This is a genomic window from Limnohabitans sp. B9-3 (assembly GCF_002778325.1).
In the GTDB taxonomy this organism is placed as follows: domain Bacteria; phylum Pseudomonadota; class Gammaproteobacteria; order Burkholderiales; family Burkholderiaceae_C; genus Limnohabitans; species Limnohabitans kasalickyi.
In genome coordinates, this window is record NZ_NESI01000007.1 from 186617 (window position 1) to 202543 (window position 15927).

General features: G+C 56.8%; 14 protein-coding genes. 10 read left to right on the plus strand and 4 right to left on the minus strand.

Annotated elements, in window-relative coordinates:
* Positions 1–47: 47 nt before the first annotated feature.
* On the minus strand, positions 48–1202 hold the full coding sequence (locus B9Z42_RS12045) for an ABC transporter substrate-binding protein (protein WP_100133691.1): 1155 nt from the start codon (positions 1200–1202) through the stop codon (positions 48–50).
* Between the two features lie 189 nt (positions 1203–1391).
* Between B9Z42_RS12045 and B9Z42_RS12050 the strand changes: the two genes are divergently transcribed.
* From B9Z42_RS12050 to B9Z42_RS12060, 3 genes are read left to right on the plus strand one after another with little or no spacing between them, the layout of a single operon-like run.
* A complete protein-coding gene (locus B9Z42_RS12050; RefSeq protein ID WP_100133637.1) occupies positions 1392–2948 on the plus strand; it encodes an ATP-binding protein in 1557 nt (518 codons plus the stop codon).
* A gap of 5 nt (positions 2949–2953) precedes the next feature.
* Complete coding sequence (locus B9Z42_RS12055) at positions 2954–3661, plus strand: response regulator (protein WP_100133638.1); 708 nt, start codon at positions 2954–2956, stop codon at positions 3659–3661.
* A gap of 43 nt (positions 3662–3704) precedes the next feature.
* The gene (locus B9Z42_RS12060) at positions 3705–5606 is read left to right on the plus strand and encodes a potassium transporter Kup (protein ID WP_100133639.1); all 1902 of its coding nucleotides are present in this window, start codon (positions 3705–3707) and stop codon (positions 5604–5606) included.
* Between the two features lie 93 nt (positions 5607–5699).
* On the opposite strand, the gene B9Z42_RS12065 is transcribed toward B9Z42_RS12060, so the two are convergent.
* The 3 genes from B9Z42_RS12065 to B9Z42_RS12070 form a co-directional block, all read right to left on the minus strand.
* Positions 5700–7538, minus strand: coding sequence for a phosphoenolpyruvate carboxykinase (GTP) (locus B9Z42_RS12065; protein ID WP_100133640.1), 1839 nt, complete (start codon positions 7536–7538; stop codon positions 5700–5702).
* A 235-nt stretch (positions 7539–7773) separates the two neighbouring features.
* Positions 7774–7914, minus strand: coding sequence for a hypothetical protein (locus B9Z42_RS16370; RefSeq protein ID WP_199172050.1), 141 nt, complete (start codon positions 7912–7914; stop codon positions 7774–7776).
* 38 nt (positions 7915–7952) lie between these two features.
* Positions 7953–8438: a transglycosylase SLT domain-containing protein gene (locus B9Z42_RS12070; RefSeq protein WP_100133641.1), complete on the minus strand. Its 486-nt coding sequence runs from the start codon at positions 8436–8438 to the stop codon at positions 7953–7955.
* A 101-nt stretch (positions 8439–8539) separates the two neighbouring features.
* On the opposite strand from B9Z42_RS12070, the gene B9Z42_RS12075 reads away from it, so the two are divergent.
* The 7 genes from B9Z42_RS12075 (at position 8540) to B9Z42_RS12105 (ending at position 15921) form a co-directional block, all read left to right on the plus strand.
* Positions 8540–9385, plus strand: a complete 846-nt coding sequence (locus tag B9Z42_RS12075; RefSeq protein WP_100133642.1) for an A24 family peptidase — start codon at positions 8540–8542, stop codon at positions 9383–9385.
* Positions 9386–9526: 141 nt separating this feature from the next.
* Positions 9527–10132 (plus strand): Tfp pilus assembly protein FimT/FimU, encoded by a 606-nt coding sequence (locus B9Z42_RS12080; protein WP_255408004.1) that lies wholly within the window; start codon positions 9527–9529, stop codon positions 10130–10132.
* Between the two features lie 113 nt (positions 10133–10245).
* Positions 10246–10764, plus strand: a complete 519-nt coding sequence (locus B9Z42_RS12085; RefSeq protein ID WP_143474083.1) for a TcpQ domain-containing protein — start codon at positions 10246–10248, stop codon at positions 10762–10764.
* Entirely contained in the window at positions 10748–12430 is a 1683-nt protein-coding gene (locus B9Z42_RS12090) for a hypothetical protein (RefSeq protein WP_100133645.1), read from the plus strand. Before B9Z42_RS12085 ends, B9Z42_RS12090 begins: the two co-directional genes overlap by 17 nt.
* Positions 12427–13686: a type 4b pilus protein PilO2 gene (gene pilO2, locus B9Z42_RS12095; protein ID WP_143474084.1), complete on the plus strand. Its 1260-nt coding sequence runs from the start codon at positions 12427–12429 to the stop codon at positions 13684–13686. The genes B9Z42_RS12090 and pilO2 overlap by 4 nt, the downstream gene beginning before the upstream one ends.
* Positions 13670–14236, plus strand: a complete 567-nt coding sequence (locus B9Z42_RS12100; RefSeq protein WP_143474085.1) for a hypothetical protein — start codon at positions 13670–13672, stop codon at positions 14234–14236. Before pilO2 ends, B9Z42_RS12100 begins: the two co-directional genes overlap by 17 nt.
* The gene (locus B9Z42_RS12105; RefSeq protein ID WP_100133648.1) at positions 14233–15921 is read left to right on the plus strand and encodes a GspE/PulE family protein; all 1689 of its coding nucleotides are present in this window, start codon (positions 14233–14235) and stop codon (positions 15919–15921) included. Before B9Z42_RS12100 ends, B9Z42_RS12105 begins: the two co-directional genes overlap by 4 nt.
* The last annotated feature ends 6 nt before the right edge of the window (positions 15922–15927 follow it).

A 15927-nucleotide genomic window follows, 5' to 3' on the forward strand; every position in this document is an offset into this window, starting at 1 on the left:
TAAAACGCCCGCAAGAGGCGGGCGTTGTGTTGGGGTTGGAACGGCGCTTAGTTGGTCGGCCGGAGTTTCTTCACAACGTCATCGTTGGGTTGCACCGTGGCGCCATCGATGTAGCGGTAGTCTACCAACACGCCTTTGCCATTGTCGTTTTTGGTGCGACCCAAAAACGCACCCATGGTGGACTGGTTGTCTTGTTTGCGGAAGGTGGCATTGCCAAACGGCGTGCTGAAACTCAAGCCGCTGAAGGCAGTGATCAGCTTCTCAGTCTCGGTGCTCTTGGCCTTGCCAATGCCTGCGGCCAAAGCCTGAATCATGCTGTAACCCACGACCGAGCCCAAACGGGGATGGTCATTGAACTTGCGGTGGTAGGCCAAGAAAAAGGCTTTGTGCTCCGGCGTTTGCACGCCGTACCACGGGTAGCCGGTGACGATCCAGCCGTTGGGCGTTTCGTCTTTCAGCGGCTCTAAATACTCGGGCTCACCGGTTAAGAGGCTCACCACCTCGCGGCCTTGGAACAAACCGCGCGTGTTGCCTTCGCGCACAAACTTGGACAGGTCGGTGGCAAACAACACGTTGAAGATGGCGTCGGGTTTGGCATCGGCCAGCGCCTGCGTCACCGAGCCTGCGTCGATCTTGCCCAACGCTGGCGCTTGCTCGCCCACAAACTCCACATCAGGTTGCGCGGCCTTCAGCAGTTGCTTGAAGGTGGCGGCGGCTGATTGGCCGTATTCGTAGTTGGGGTACACCACAGCCCAGCGTTTTTTCTTGAGCTTGGCCGCTTCCGGCACCAGCATGGCCACTTGCATGTAGGTGCTGGCGCGCAGGCGGTAGGTGTAGCGGTTGCCGTTTTGCCAGACCATTTTGTCGGTCAGCGGCTCGCCCGCGAGGAAGAACACTTTGCGTTGCTTGGCAAAGTCGCCCAGCGCCAAGCCAATGTGCGAGAGGAAGGCACCCGAGAGCACATCCACCTTTTCGCGGCTCAGCAGCTCTTCGGCGGCACGTACGGCGTCGCCGGGTGAGGCGTTGTCGTCGCGCGTGATGAGTTGCAGCTGCTTGCCGTTCACGCCGCCCTTGGCGTTGATTTCTTCCACCGCCAATTCCATGCCTTTTTTGTACGGATCGAGGAAGGCAGGCTGGGCTTTGTAGCTGTTGATTTCGCCAATTTTGATGACGTTCTGAGCGAAGGCGGGTAGGGCGGCCATGCTGAAAAGCAGGGCTGCGGTGCGTAGGGCGGAAATGAGGGTGGTGTTCACGAGCGTGGCCTTTGAAAGCGGGTGTTGGCATGGTCTGCCAGCACCTGAAAAATGTGAAGCTTGGATTGTCTTGCAAACCTTGCGCGTGATTGCATACGCTCAGAAAAGCCATAGAAACAGCTGTGCTAGCCTTTGTTCATGCCCATCGTCCGCCGCGTATCGCCCCCAAAATTTGAAGCCCGTTGGCCCGCCACGGTGATTTGGTTGTGCGCGTGGGCCTTGTTGTGGCGTTTGGACGGTGTGCTCAATTTGGGAAACTTGGCGCTTTTGCTGGTGTTGGCCAGCGCCATGGCGGGTGTCTGGCTATCGACGTGGGTGTCTGTGGGCTGCAGTGCGTTGTCGGTGCTGATGTTCAATTGGTTTTTTGTCGAACCGCGCTTGACCTTCAGCGTGCATTTGCACCAAGACATGCTGCTGCTCGTCACCATGATGGCGGTGAGTTCGGTCGTCAGCTATTTGATGGCGCGCTTGCGCATGGCTGCTGCCTTAGAAAGCCAAAATGCCTACGCCTCCGAGCAACTGCGTGTGTTGGGCGAAACCTTGCGCGAAACCCGCGAGCTAACGGCACAAGGTGTTTTGTTGCAATCCGTTTTGGTTGAAAACAGCGGCTCCGATGTCTCGGTGCTGCTCCTTCAAGATGCTGTGACTGCGCCTGCCATGGCGGACGGCCAGTGGGTGGGCCAGCCCCAAGCGCAAGACGTGCAAGGTTTGTGGGCGTGCGCTCAACAGATGGGTGCCATGGGTCCTGGCACGGGGCGGCATGAAAATCAGTCGACGGTGTTTTTGCCCTTGCGTGGCCACGTTCGTGCGTTTGGGGCGGCAGCCTTGCACGGCGCAGGCCCCAAGCCGTTGACGGCCCTACAGCGGGATGTTCTGCAACAGGCGTGTGATGTGTTGGGCCTAGAAATGGAGCGCGCCCAAACCCTGCGACTCGCCCAGCAAGCCAAAGACGACGCGCAAAGCCAAAGCCTGCGCAACACCTTGCTCACCTCTATTTCGCATGACTACCGCACGCCGCTGGCCAACCTCATGGGGGCAGCTTCTGTGATTCACACCCAAGCCCCGCGCTTGAGCACCGACAAAGTGGCAGGCTTGGCCCAAACCATCTTGGATGAAGCGCAGCACCTCAACCGCATGACCACCAACACCTTGCAGCTGGCGCGTTTAGATGCAGCACCTTTGCAGATTCAAAAAGACTGGGAGTCGTTGCAAGAAATTTTGAGTTCTGTGCTGGCCAAAGCCCGTCAGCGTTACCCGCAGCGTGAGATCGTGGTGACGGTGCCCGATGGCTTGCCCCTCATTCACTGCGATGCCATTTTGTTGGTGCAGTTGTTTGATAACTTGATGGAAAACGCCATCAAGTACAGCCCAAGCCACACGCCGATTGAGATTCAAGTGCTGGCCACAGCCAGCGCCCTAGAGGTGCGAATGATCGACCAAGGCACAGGCATTGTGGATGCCTGGAAAGACAAAGTGTTTCAGGCCTTTGAGCGCGTGCATGCTGACACAGCCCAGGCCGATGCCACGGACAACACACAGCTGCGCCGTGGCATGGGCGTAGGCTTGGCTGTGTGTCAGGCGATTGCCAAAGTCCATGGCGCCACGATCTGGGTAGAAGACCACCAGCCGCAAGGCGCGGTGATGTGCCTGTCCTTGCCCGTGGTGCAGCAGCCCGACGTGCGCGTGGAGGCTTGAAGCGTATGGCCCTCAAAGTGTTGTTGGTCGAAGATGACCGTGAATTGCGCCAAACCTTGCGCGATGCCTTGAGCGTAGAGGGCTATGAGGTCGTGGCCAGTGGTAGCGCCGCCGATGCCAGTGCGGTGCTGCGTCACAGCATGGCCTCAGACCGCCCCTTGGACGTGTTGCTTTTAGATTTGGGTTTGCCCGATGGCGATGGTGGCGACTTGTTGCGCACCGTGCGCGCGCAGTACGCCTTGCCCGTGCTGATCATCTCAGCGCGTCATGACGACGCCAACAAAGTCGCCTTACTCGATGCGGGTGCTGACGATTACTTGGTCAAACCCTTCAGCATCAGCGAGTTGCTGGCGCGCATGCGTGTCACGTTGCGACACCGGGGCACGGTTGTGCTGGCGCCGCAAACGCATTACCGCGCCGGTGCGTTAGAGATCGATTTGGCCAAACACGCCGTGCATTTAGCCGGTGAGCCCGTGCATCTGACGCCCACCGAGTTCAAGTTGTTGGCGCGCTTGGTGCGTCAAGCGGGTCAGGTGGTGACGCACCGCCAATTGCTGGTGGATGTGTGGGGCCCTGAGCATGTGGACCAAACCCATTATTTGCGTCTGTATATGGGCCAGTTGCGCGCCAAACTCGAAGCCAACCCGACCGAGCCCGTCGTGCTGTTGAACGAACCGGGTGTGGGCTATCGCCTGACACTTATGCCTTCCTAACACGCTTGCTGGCAGCCTTGAGGCACTTAAACAGGAGTGCTTTATGTCGGCCATAGATTTAGACAATCCCTCGGCGCACATCAAACGCCAGTCAACCGCCGCGTTGACCTTGGGCGCCATTGGTGTGGTGTACGGAGATATCGGGACCAGCCCGTTGTACACGGTCAAAGAAGTGTTCTTGCCCGCCACGGGCGTGGCGCTCACACCAGAAAACTTGATTGGGGCGGTCTCCGCTATCTTTTGGGCGCTCATGCTCATCGTCACCTTGAAATATGTGATTTTGATTCTGCGTGCCGACAACCGTGGCGAAGGTGGGGCGTTGGCGCTGACGGCATTGGCGGCCAATGCCGTGAAGCACAACCCGAAGTTGCGTCATTTTCTGCTCATGCTGGGCTTGTTTGGCGCTACCTTGTTTTATGGCGACAGCGTCATCACCCCAGCCATTTCGGTGTTAGGTGCCATGGAGGGTTTGCAAGTCATTGCCCCTAGCCTAGAGCCTTTCGTGGTGCCTGCTGCACTGGTGGTGCTGGTGATGTTGTTTTTCATGCAGCGTTGGGGCACCCACTTAGTGGGTAAATTTTTTGGCCCCATCATCGTGCTTTGGTTTGTGGTGTTGGGTGCGACCGGCGTGATGCAAATTGTGCAAACACCCGACATCTTGTCGGCTTTGAACCCACTGCGCGGCATGAACTTCTTGATCGACCGTGGCCCCCTTGTGCTGGCTGCGGTGGGCGCGATTGTGTTGGCATTGACAGGTGCAGAGGCCTTGTATGCCGACATGGGCCACTTTGGCCGCAAGCCGATTCAAATGGCGTGGATGGGCTTGGTCATGCCCAGCTTGGCTTTGCACTACATGGGCCAAGGCGCCTTGCTGATGCGTGATGCCAGCGCAATTGAAAACCCTTTCTTTCGCATGTTCCCCGACGAATGGATGATCGCCGCCGTGGTGTTGGCCACGATGGCGGCCATCATTGCCTCGCAAGCGGTGATTTCGGGCGCCTATTCCATGACCAAGCAAGCCATTTTGTTGGGCTTCTTGCCGCGCATGGACATCAAGTACACCTCGGAACAAGAGGTGGGGCAAATCTACATGCCTAGCGTCAATTGGATTTTGCTGGCCGGTGTGTTGATCGCGGTGTTGACTTTCAAAAGCTCATCGGCACTGGCCGGCGCGTACGGCATTGCGGTGACCTTGACCATGGTAATCACGACCGTGATGACCTTTTTTGTGGTGCACGACGCTTGGAAGGTTCGCACCCCTTTGGCGGTGGCCGCTACGCTGTTTTTCTTAACCATCGATGGCTTCTTATTTGCCGGTTGCATCATCAAATTCTTTGACGGCGGCTGGTTGCCGATCGCTATGGGTTTGACGCTTTACATGGTGATGACTACCTGGTCGCGTGGCCGTGAGTTGGTGGTGGACACCATCCGTCGCGATGGCTTGGACTTGGGCTCCTTCATCCAACACATCGACTCGGGTGGTTCACACTTGGCCAAGCGCACCGCCATTTATGCGGTGGCCAACCCCGAAACTGTGCCCCAAGCCTTGCTGCACAACATGAAGCACAACCAAGTGCTGCACGAGAAAAACATCATCTTGACGGTGGAGTTCGATAACGTGCCTTGGGTGTCCGACAAACAACGCGTCCGCGTGGAGCGTTTGAGCGAACACTTCTGGCAAGTCTGGATCAAGTTCGGCTTCATGAACACGCCTGATGTGCCCAAAGCCTTGACCCATTGCCAAGCGCATGGCCTTGAGATTCCTGTGTTTGAAACCTCTTACTTTTTGAGCCGAGAAACGGTGGTTTCAACACCAGGAGGTGGCATGTCGCAGTGGCGAGAAAAACTGTTCGCCGCCATGACGCGCAACTCAGGGGGTGTGGTGGAGTTCTTCCACTTGCCCGACAACTCGGTGGTTGAACTGGGCACGCGGGTGCAAATATAAAAATCCCCCGCAAGCTTTGCAGCTTGCGGGGGATTTCATATCTTGAGTCTTCGCGTGCAGCACCCAGCGTAAGCCAAGTGCTGCTGGGGCCAATTACGCTTCGAGACGCGCAGCCAAAGCCACTTTGGTGGCGGTCATCTCAACGGGCAGGTGGTAAGCCAGTTGGGTGAACAACTCTTCGTGCAGCTTCAACTCCTCCACCCACGCCGCTTTGTCGATGTTGGTGACGGTCTTGAATTGGTCTGCTGTGAAGTTCAAGCCGGTCCAGTTGATTTCTTCGTACGTGGGGCTCACGCCGAACACGTTTTCAGCGCCTTGGGCCTGGTCTTCAAGACGATCAATCATCCATTTCAAGACGCGCATGTTCTCGCCGTAGCCAGGCCACACAAACTTGCCGTCGTCACCTTTGCGGAACCAGTTCACGCAGTAGATCGAGGGCAGCTTGGCTTTGGCGGCTTCTAACTTCTCGCCCATGTTGAGCCAGTGTTGGAAGTAGTCGCTCATGTTGTAGCCGATGAAGGGCAACATGGCGAACGGGTCGCGGCGCACCACGCCTTGTTGGCCAGCGGCCGCAGCGGTGGTTTCAGAGCCCATGGTTGCGGCCATGTAAACGCCTTCGGTCCAGCTGCGTGCTTCGGTCACCAAAGGCACGGTGGTGGAGCGACGGCCGCCGAAGATGAAGGCGTCAATGGCCACGCCGTTGGCGTCGTCCCACTGGCTGTCCAGCGCGGGGTTGTTGGTGGCAGCCACGGTGAAGCGGGCGTTGGGGTGGGCGGCTTTGGCGCCGGTTTCTTTGGCAATGGTGGGTGTCCAGTCCTTGCCTTGCCAGTCGATCAAGTGGTCGGGCATTGAGCCGGTGTCTTTTTCCATACCTTCCCACCACACGTCACCGTCGTCGGTCAGCGCGACGTTGGTGAAGATGACGTTCTTGTCCAAGCTGGCCATGCAGTTGGGGTTGGTGTGGAAGTTGGTGCCGGGGGCCACGCCAAAGTAACCCGCTTCTGGGTTGATGGCGTACAACTTGCCGTCTGCGTTGGGCTTGATCCAAGCGATGTCGTCACCGATGGTGGTGACTTTCCAGCCGTCAAAGCCTTCGGGCGGCACCAACATCGAGAAGTTGGTTTTGCCGCAAGCGCTGGGGAACGCGGCCGCGACGTGGTACTTCTTACCTTGAGGGTTGGTCACGCCCAAAATGAGCATGTGCTCGGCCAACCAACCTTGGTCGTTACCCATGTTTGACGCAATGCGCAAGGCAAAGCACTTCTTGCCCAACAACGCGTTGCCGCCGTAGCCCGAGCCGTAAGACCAGATTTCGCGGGTCTCGGGGTAGTGCACGATGTACTTGGTTTTGTTGCAAGGCCACTTCACGTCGGCTTGGCCAGCGGCCAAAGGTGCGCCCACGGTGTGCACGCAAGGCACAAACGCGCCGTCGGTGCCGATCACGTCGTACACGGCTTTGCCCATGCGGGTCATGATGCGTTGATTCACCGCCACATAAGCGCTGTCTGACAACTCAATGCCGACGTGCGCAATGTGCGAGCCCATGGGGCCCATGCTGAAGGGCACCACATACATGGTGCGGCCTTTCATACAGCCGTCGAACAAAGGGTTCAAGGTGGCGCGCATCTCGGCGGGGGCCATCCAGTTGTTGGTGGGGCCGGCGTTTTCTTTTTTCTCTGAACAGATGTAGGTGCGGTCTTCCACGCGGGCCACGTCGGTGGGGTCAGAGCAGGCTAAGAACGAATTGGGGCGCTTGGCCGCGTTCAGTTTGGTGAAGGTGCCGGCGTCGACCAATTGCTGGCAGAGGCGGTCGTACTCTTCTTGGCTGCCGTCACACCAGTAGACGGTGTCTGGTTTGCACAGGGCGGCCATCTCAGCCACCCAAGCGACCAGCTTGGGGTTCTTCACATATGCGGGTGCATTCACGTTCATCTCAAACTCCTAAGTCAAAAAATTGAGATCAGAGCCCAGCTGCGTTGGCGCGAGGCGCTGACCTCAATGCATTGCCGTGGTGTGACACGGGTCGGCTATTTTAAGAATCGTACCCCTTACACAGCCTTTCAAAGGGGCATAAATATGGGTAATGCATCAAAAAGGTAACAAAAAAGCGCCTGGGCAGGCGCTTTTTTGGGGCGACGCGTCACAAATCGGTGCGCATCGTGATGGCTTAGGCCATGAACACGGCGATGAACGCCAACAAGAAAATCAGCACCGCGCCAGCCGCAGGCAACACGATGGGCATGAGTGGCACGAGGGATTCCACCACGTCTTGTTCGCCGGTGTGGGGGGTGTTGTGCGGATTGGACATGTTCAGTTCCTCAAAAAATTAACTGGCGAAATTTTAAGCTAATTCATGCTCGCCAGTGTCATGGTGGATACGGTCAGTGCCGGGTTGAGGGAAATGCCTTGGCGCGCCAGCTGATTTTTGAGCAAACCTTGGTAGCGCGTGTTGTGCACCGGCGTCACGGAATGGTAGGCGGCGGCACCAAACCAGGTGTAGCCGTGGCGCTCGAGCCCGCGCTTCAAAAACCACGCCGATACATAAGCACCTTTGCACGCGTCAAGCAAATGCTTTTCGGTCACGCCGTAGCGTTGCAACTCTGGCAAATGCATGGAGTTGATCTGGCCAATGCCCAAGTCCACCGTGCCATTTGTGTTTTTGCCCACCGCGCGTGGGTTGAGCCCAGATTCCACTTGCAGCACCGCCAGCAGCAAATGCGGGTTCACACCGTGAAACTCCGCCGCCGACTGCAAGCACGACGGTGCGTTGGTGGCCCAAGTGGCGCGTGTCAAAACCAAAAAAATCAAAGCGAGTAACCATTTAACAGTCATGATTGAATCCAAATTCGTTTATTTAGTAGTACTTTATCACGACAATGTAGTTTTTAATGTCAAAATTAACTGAAATATGAAACCTGAGGATTTTTACTTGTATGGATAACTTTCTGATCTTCGCCTTGGCCATCTTGGGCCTTCAATTGGGCAGCTTCTTGAATGTGGTCATCTACCGCCTGCCCAGGCAGTTGCAGCGGGAATGGCGAGCCGACTGCGCTGCCTATCTAGAAGTGACAGTCCCCCACGAAGAAGCCTCGCCACTCATGAGTTGGCAAACGCGCTCGCAATGCCCGCACTGCGGCACCACCCTGCGCGCCCGCGATTTGGTGCCGGTTTTGAGCTTTTTGGTGTTGCGTGGCCGCTGTGCCCATTGCCAGCACTCGGTGTCTTGGCGCTACCCCGTGGTGGAGTTGGCCGTCATGGCCGCTTGGGGTTTGTGTGCGGCGCATTGGGGGCCAAGTGGCGCGGCCGTGTTGTGGGCCTGCTTTGTCACCACCCTCATCGCGTTGGCCTTCATTGACGCCGACACCCAGCTGTTGCCTGACCAACTCACTCAGCCTTTGTTGTGGGCGGGGTTGATCGTCGCCGCCCTCGGTTGGACGGCGCAGCCCTTTTTTCCCGCTTTTTGGGGTGCCATTGCGGGCTACATGAGCTTGTGGCTGGTGGCCAAGCTCTTTGAAAGGGTCCGTGGCCAACCGGGTATGGGCGCCGGTGACTTCAAGTTATTTGCAGCTTTGGGTGCTTGGTTAGGCGTTGGGGCGCTTCCCTTGCTTGTGCTGGGCGCCAGTGTGTCGGCCGTGCTGGTGGCCGTGGCGATGCGCCTCTCGGGGCGTGGCACTGCCGAACAACGCATGCCCTTTGGACCTTCTTTGGTGCTGGCAGCCTTGGTGATCTTGGGGCTCAACACCCAAGGTTTTGACGTCACAAGGGCTTGGATGGTTTAAAAAAACAACAAACATGAATCATTAAATAAAAACTTTTTGTTAATTTTGTTGAAAAGTAGTACTAAATAGTATTTTTGGTTGTATAGTTCACAACGCATCATTTGATGTACTACTAATTGAAACAAAGGTAACAAAATGAAGATGAATCACCCAATCAAATCACTCGGCAAGCAAGCGGGTTACACCTTGATCGAACTGTCGATCTCCGTCGCCATCATTTCGGTCTTGATCATGAGCGCCTTGTTTGGCGTGCAAAAAATCTTGGAAAACAACAACGCTGACACAACAAGTCAGCAAGTGACCTTGGCAACAGCGAATGTCAACAAGTTCACCACGATGTTGTCTGAATCCAGCTTTCTTGATACAGCCGGTACTGCGGCGACTTTGGGAATCTGGCCTGAGAGCATCGTCTCAAAGGGCGGAACACCGGTCGTCACCACGATCAAGAACCCATTTGGAGGTTTTTATCTCCTCGGAAAAACGTCAGCGACTGCAACGACATACAACATGGGTATTACAAACTTGTCGACCAATGCATGTGTTGCTCTTGGAGCCGCACTGAGCAATGCCGCCCTGACCGTGGGAACGGATGAAGCCACCACCTATCTCGCAGACACGCTCAAGCCAACGACTGCAGTAACCAATATCAAGGCTGTAGGCGCTAAAGCAACGAGTGCTAACTTAGCAACAGCTTGCGCATCGGCGACCAACGCCAAGAAAAACCTTTGGTTGACGTACACCCTGTAATTCAACCGTTTTCTGAATCATCCTTTCTACAACGCCGTTCATGTTTTCATTCAAGGTTGCGTGAAACGGCGTGTAGTTGGGGTGTCAGAAAGCAAAAAACAAAAGTCTCCAGCATGTCTCAATCCAACCGTTGGTGCTGCTTTGCGCTGTGCGCCTTCGCCGCAGCTGCCAGTGCCCAAACTCAAGACCACTCAATTTCTGCAACGCGTGTGGCCCTCGACGTCGAGTGGATTCGCTCCCCGCGTGCCGTCTTGAGTTTGGACCCTGGTCTCACCACCCAGCAACAAGGCGTGGCAGCCACTCATGCAGCCAAACCCGTGATGCTCGAAGCCAACACGCATAACAACACCACCCGCGTCGGTGCGCGTCAGGTGTGGAGCATTGAGCAATCAGAAAAACGTTTGTCCCACGCCTTAGAGCGCTGGGCCCAGCTCGCAGGTTGGCAACTGGTGTGGGAAGCCGAGCGCGACTTTGTCATCGAGTCCAACCTGCACTTGGAAGGCGAATTTTTGAAGGCGGTGGGCACGGTCATGCAATCGCTGGGCAGTACCGACTACCCGCTGCAAGCCAAGGCCAACCGCACGACATTGACCCTGCGCATTTCAAGGTACCAAGATGCTGGCGTTCAATAAGCTTTGCGCTGCCTTGTGCCTCACCCTGTTGACGGGCTGTGCCCAAGAGCTGCACCAAAAAATCTCCAAAGAACAAATGGAGATTCAAACGCGGGGCGAAGTGGCCCAAACGCTGATGCGCAAAAAACAACTGGCCAGCCCTTATTTGGTCGAAGAAAGCCTGCCGCGTTTCACCACCCGTTCGGTGCCCTACGAGCGCATTGACCCATTGCCCGCCCATTTGGGCAGAGTGACCATGCGCGTACCCGGCCGTCACAGCCTGAGCAGCGTGGGCGAGATGGTGCAGCGCTTGATCGACATTCCCGTGGTGCTAACCCCCGATGCTTTGCTCGATGCGGCGCTGTTTGCGCCGGGACAGGCGACCGGTGCAGCCACGCCTGGCGGTGTGATGCAGGCTGGTCTGCCGATCGGCGTCGGTCATGGCGGCTTGCAAACGGGGCTGAATCAGGGTGCAGGCGCTGGCGTTACCAGCAAAGCGATGCAAGATAACCATGACATCAAACAGCGAGCCGTCGACGCGGGGGCCAATCAGCCGGCGTTCACAGACAAAGAACTGAGCAACACGTTTGAGCTGAACTACAGCGGCACCGTCACAGGATTGTTGGACTACATCGCCATCCGCGCAGGTTTGCAGTGGCAGCATCAGCAAGGGCGCATCACGTTCTCGCGTGTGGTCACGCGCTCTGTGCCGGTCAAAGCTTTGGCCGGTGGTTTGAAAACATCGGGCGCTGTCAGCATGGGTGGTGGCATGACTGCCACAGCCGCTGCTGAAAGCGATGTGTGGCCCATGTTGGAAGCCACGTTGAAAAACTTGGTGTCCCCACGCGGCCGCATTCAGGTCGACTCCAAAAACGGCACGGTCACCGTCACCGACGCTTTGCACAACGTGAACACCGTGGCCAAGTTTCTCGACAAACAAAACGACACCATGCTGCGCCAAATCGTGCTCGATGTCGAAGTGCTGCAAATTGACTTGAAGCAAGAACACGCTTCCGGCATCGACTGGAGCGTGGTGAGCCGAGGCTTAGGGGGCGCGTTGAGTTTGAACGCGCCTGGCTCAGTCGGTGTGTTCAGCGGGTCCACGGGTGGGTCTGTCGGCGCCGCGATTTCGCGTAACGACGGTGGCTCGGTCAAGGCCTTGGTGAATGCGCTGGAGCAATACGGCCGCGTCACCTCGACTTACTCCACCGTGGTAGCCACCACCAACCGCCAACCCGTGCCGTTGGGCGTGCAAAGCAGCGAGTCGTATCTGGCGCAAGTCACAGCGGGAGCCAGCAATGCTGTGACTGGTGCGGCAACAGGTGCCACCTTGACGCCAGGCACCGTCAGCACCGGGTTCAGCATGGTGTTGATGCCCGTCATCATGGACTCCAACCGCGTGCTGATTGAAAGCACGTTGCAAGTCAGCGCCTTGCGTGAATTGAAAGACTTCTCCAGCGGCTCGGGCGCGACCCTCAACCGCATTCAGTTACCCAGCGTAGACAGCTACAGCACCATGCAGCGCATCAATGTGGCCTCGGGTGACACGATGGTGATGTCGGGCTTTGAGCGGGAAACCAACCTGCGCGACGAAAACGACATGGTGCGTGGCGTGGTGCCCGGCAGTCGCCGTGGCAAAAGCAGCAAGCAGAGCACCGTGATCTTGATCACGCCGCGTCTTCAGTGAGCACGACGATGTTGGTGAATGGCAAGCATTTGGTGTTCGGCGGGATGTGGACGCCCGCCAGCGAAGGGGCGGGTTGGAAAAAAATCCTGAACACCGCCTTCAACGAGGGCTACACCCACCACGCGCTCAACGAGTACGAGAGCACGGTGGGGCTGTTTGGTGGATTGCCCAAAGACGCTAAAAATACCCACGCCGCAGCGTTGGTGTTCGCGCAGCATTTTTCGGCGGGCGGCACTGAGTTGTTTGTGTTTCAAAGTGGCGAGCAGTGCGGCTTGGTCTGCTTGATGGAGTACGCCCCGATTCCTGGCTACGACGTCATAGGGACGCAAGAAGAGATTCAGCAACTCATTCAAGAGTTCAACGACATCAACACCTCACAACTGGTGCACAGCTACGGTAATGTGAACTGGCTGGCAGGAATTGAACCCCTAGAGCTGCACAAGGTGGCTTACAAGGCCGATGCCAAGTCCAAGCTCAAGCGCATTCCCAACGTCAAGTTGCGCATGGTGATGGGGTCGGTTGGGGCACTCTGCGTCGCAGCCGGTTTGTACGGGTTTCAGCAGTACCTCGATATGCGCCAAGCGCAAGAAGCAGCCATGGCGGCAACGGCACAAAACCCGAACTTGCTGTATGAGCAAACTTTGGCCGTCGCCCTCAAAACCACAGGCGAACCAGGTGGGCGTAACCTGAAGGTTTGGGGTCAGTTTTTTGCCAAACTGCCTTTGAACGTGGGGGGCTGGACGTTTAAAACCCTCGAATGCAAACAGCGGGTGTGCGACGTCGTTTGGTCGCGTTCGTCGGGCACCTTCCAAAGCTTTGAGGCCGCATTGCCAGCCGAATTGAAAGCTTTAACCAGCCTGAAACTCGAAGGTGACCTGGTCAGAGCTGAAGTGCATACGCAGCACAAGCTCAGCGAGCTGTTTGCGCCAGATGCCAAACATGTCATCGACCACAAAGCCTTGCCTGTTGAAAAAGACGTGCAAAAGCTGTGGGGCAGTCAGTTGCAAGACCTCTCGCTGCTGAAAAATTTGAATGTGAATTTGGGTAAATCAAGTTTGTTTGGCGGGCAAGGCAGTGCGCTCGAATTGATGCGCCCCATCGTCAAAGGCGCTTGGAGTATTGACCACGACATTTGGAGTCTGCCCGAACTGCCGATGCCCGACTATGTTGTGCCCGAGAACTTGAAGGTTGCCCTCAGTGACGCGCGCGAATTCCGCTACAAGATGGAAGGAAGCTACTATGCCAAAGCTAAATAAATGCCTCGCCATTTGGTTGCTAGGCACGGTGTGTGCAACTGCCGCCCACGCCCAAATGACCGGCAGCACCCTCGAACAAGCCATTGAAATCGCCCGAGCCAGCAAGTCGGGTGAATTGGGCTTGCGTCCATCCCATCGTGGGAACAACGAGCCCATCGCCTTGCCCAAGCCTGTCCGCACAGAGGTGACGCAACCCAAGGTGTGGAGCATCACCGGCCTAGACCGAGACTTGTCGGTCGAGGTGGTCTATGAAGGCAAGGTGTATCCCTTGTCTGTGATGAGAAACCAACTGCGCGCAGGTCCTTGGATGTTGGTGCGTTTGAGCGCGCATTCAGCTGATTTCGCGTATCTACCCAACGGCCAGCGCATGCGTGAGAAGACCCAAGTGGTGCAAGCCTTCCCGCCTGGATCACACGCGCAAATGCAGGGCTACTTTGACGCACCTGTACTGCTGGCTGCGCCTGTTGCTGGGGCTGTTTCTGGTGCTCATGCGCTAGGCGCTCGACCACCGCTGCCTCCTGAATTAATGCGCCCAGCGATGCAACCATGAGTATCGCCAGCATCATCACCCCGATCAGTGTGACGGGGCAATTCATCAGCAACTTCAAGGATGTGCCTTCGTTCAGTCATTTGCTGACGCACGGGCACGAGGCGATCACCACCGTGCCCAAAGACAAAGAGCGCACTTTGGTGGCGCTGGGCTTGCAAGACAAAGGCTACTTTTTGTTGTGCACGCCTGAAGAGCAAAACAAGGTGGCGTGGTTTGCGTTGCGCGAGCGTTTGAAAGCCCGAGGCTACTCGCCACGTGGCCACGCCACCTGCAGTGAAGAAGTGATGAACGTGCTCTTGCGCGACGTGGGGCGTATCAGCAAAGAAACAGCGCGACAAATGGAGGAAGACGCCGAAGTGCTCAGCGACATCGTCAAGGAGTCGCAGCCCATTGGTTGGTTTCGCGATGTGCTGGCCAGTTGCATCAACTTAGGCGCGACCGATTTGCATTTCGAGCTGCGTGGTAACCGCGCCATGGTGCGCGTGCGGTTGGACGGCTTGATGCGTGTGCTGACTGCGGTGCCGCACCAAATTGCGCTGGACGGTATTTCGGCGGTCTACAACATCATTGCCGAAGAGCGTTCGCGTTCGGAAGGCGTGTTCAACCAAGCGCTGGCGCAGCAAGCCATGATCCCTTTTGTGTTGGGCTCGGAGACGGTGAACCTGCGCTTTCAGAGCCATCCGGCAGTGTCGGGCATGGATGTGATCATGCGGATTTTGCGCACCAACAAAGACAGCAAAAAGAAGCTGAGTTTGGACACCTTGGGCTATACCCCGTCACAAATTGATGCCTTGCAAACAGCGGTGGGCAGCTCGTGGGGCGGCATCTTCATTGCGGGCATCACGGGCTCGGGCAAGACCACCACCTTGAACACCTTGCTCACGCAGCTGGCCCAAGAAGGAAACCGAAAAATTGTGTCCATCGAAGATCCGGTGGAGTACCACGTCAATGGCGTATCGCACCTGTCCATTCAGCGCAGCGTGAATGGCGATGAGTCGGCCAACCCGTTCAAGGGCGCCATGATGGCGTTCTTGCGGATGGACCCCGACGTGGGCATGTTTGGCGAGATCCGCGATGCGTTCTCAGCCGAGATGGCCTTAGGAGCGATTCAAACGGGCCACAAAATTTTGACCACGGTGCACGCCACGTCTGCCTTGGGTGTCGTGGACCGCCTGACTTCCAAGTCGCTGGGGTTGTTGCGCGACAACGTGTGCAACCCTGAGTTTTTGTCAGCCTTGGTCTACCAAGTGCTGACGCCCATCAACTGCCCCGCGTGCAAGGTGCGTGCCATGGATGTGATGTCGCCTGCTGCGTTGATTCCGTATCAAACGATTTTTGGCTTGGATGTGCGCGATATTTATTGTGCGAGCGATTGTGGGTGCGAGGAATGCCTGAAGCCCAATATCGACTATTCCAACAGCAAGCATGCGGGTGTGAAAGGCGTGAAGGTGAGCGCAGAAGTGATCTTGCCGGATGAAGAGATGTTCTTGCTGCTCAAAGACGGCAAAGGCATCGAAGCCCGCAAAGCATGGCGCGCCAAGCGAACGGCCAAATTCAACGAGTCTGACATGACGGGCAAAGAGGCGTGGGGCCATGCGCTCTACGACATGTCGCGGGGCTTGATTGACCCGTATTACTTTGAGATGAACTTCGGCTTGCCCAAGTTGTTTGCGCCCAAGGTGTAACCCAGC

Bases quoted from the DNA above. Each gene is read 5' to 3' on its own strand.
- B9Z42_RS16370 (WP_199172050.1), bottom strand. From the start codon at position 7,914: ATGTCCAATCCGCACAACACCCCCCACACCGGCGAACAAGACGTGGTG.
- B9Z42_RS12065 (WP_100133640.1), bottom strand. From the start codon at position 7,538: ATGAACGTGAATGCACCCGCATATGTGAAGAACCCCAAGCTGGTCGCT.
- B9Z42_RS12085 (WP_143474083.1), top strand. From the start codon at position 10,246: ATGTCTCAATCCAACCGTTGGTGCTGCTTTGCGCTGTGCGCCTTCGCC.
- B9Z42_RS12070 (WP_100133641.1), bottom strand. From the start codon at position 8,438: ATGACTGTTAAATGGTTACTCGCTTTGATTTTTTTGGTTTTGACACGC.
- B9Z42_RS12055 (WP_100133638.1), top strand. From the start codon at position 2,954: ATGGCCCTCAAAGTGTTGTTGGTCGAAGATGACCGTGAATTGCGCCAA.
- B9Z42_RS12060 (WP_100133639.1), top strand. From the start codon at position 3,705: ATGTCGGCCATAGATTTAGACAATCCCTCGGCGCACATCAAACGCCAG.
- B9Z42_RS12080 (WP_255408004.1), top strand. From the start codon at position 9,527: ATGAATCACCCAATCAAATCACTCGGCAAGCAAGCGGGTTACACCTTG.
- B9Z42_RS12045 (WP_100133691.1), bottom strand. From the start codon at position 1,202: ATGGCCGCCCTACCCGCCTTCGCTCAGAACGTCATCAAAATTGGCGAA.
- B9Z42_RS12100 (WP_143474085.1), top strand. From the start codon at position 13,670: ATGCCAAAGCTAAATAAATGCCTCGCCATTTGGTTGCTAGGCACGGTG.
- B9Z42_RS12050 (WP_100133637.1), top strand. From the start codon at position 1,392: ATGCCCATCGTCCGCCGCGTATCGCCCCCAAAATTTGAAGCCCGTTGG.
- B9Z42_RS12075 (WP_100133642.1), top strand. From the start codon at position 8,540: ATGGATAACTTTCTGATCTTCGCCTTGGCCATCTTGGGCCTTCAATTG.
- B9Z42_RS12090 (WP_100133645.1), top strand. From the start codon at position 10,748: ATGCTGGCGTTCAATAAGCTTTGCGCTGCCTTGTGCCTCACCCTGTTG.
- B9Z42_RS12105 (WP_100133648.1), top strand. From the start codon at position 14,233: ATGAGTATCGCCAGCATCATCACCCCGATCAGTGTGACGGGGCAATTC.